Source organism: Aureimonas sp. AU12, assembly GCF_001463705.1.
Lineage (GTDB): Bacteria > Pseudomonadota > Alphaproteobacteria > Rhizobiales > Rhizobiaceae > Aureimonas.
This window is the reverse complement of sequence record NZ_BBWH01000086.1, coordinates 1-217: the sequence shown is the minus strand read 5'-3', so window position 1 is coordinate 217 and position 217 is coordinate 1. Positions and strand designations below refer to the sequence as shown.

The window sequence follows — 217 nt, the reverse complement described above, 5'->3', positions numbered from 1 at the left end:
TTCGTCAGTCCGGCTTCGAAACCTACCGGCTGCCGACGGCGCAGGACGTGGTGCCCGTCGCGATCAGCCTCTATGAAGGCGCGCCGTCGCTCGGGCCGCTGGGCACCAAGGGGGCCGGCGAAGTGCCGATCCTCAACGTCGCGGCAACCGTCGCGAACGCCGTCTCGAACGCGATCGGCCGGCAGGTGCGCGCGCTTCCGATGACCCCGCCGAACGT

The 217-nt window shown here is 70.5% G+C and carries 1 pseudogene; it reads left to right on the top strand.

Annotated elements, in window-relative coordinates:
- Positions 1-217, top strand: a pseudogene (locus AUL33_RS21425) (xanthine dehydrogenase family protein molybdopterin-binding subunit); the annotation flags it as partial.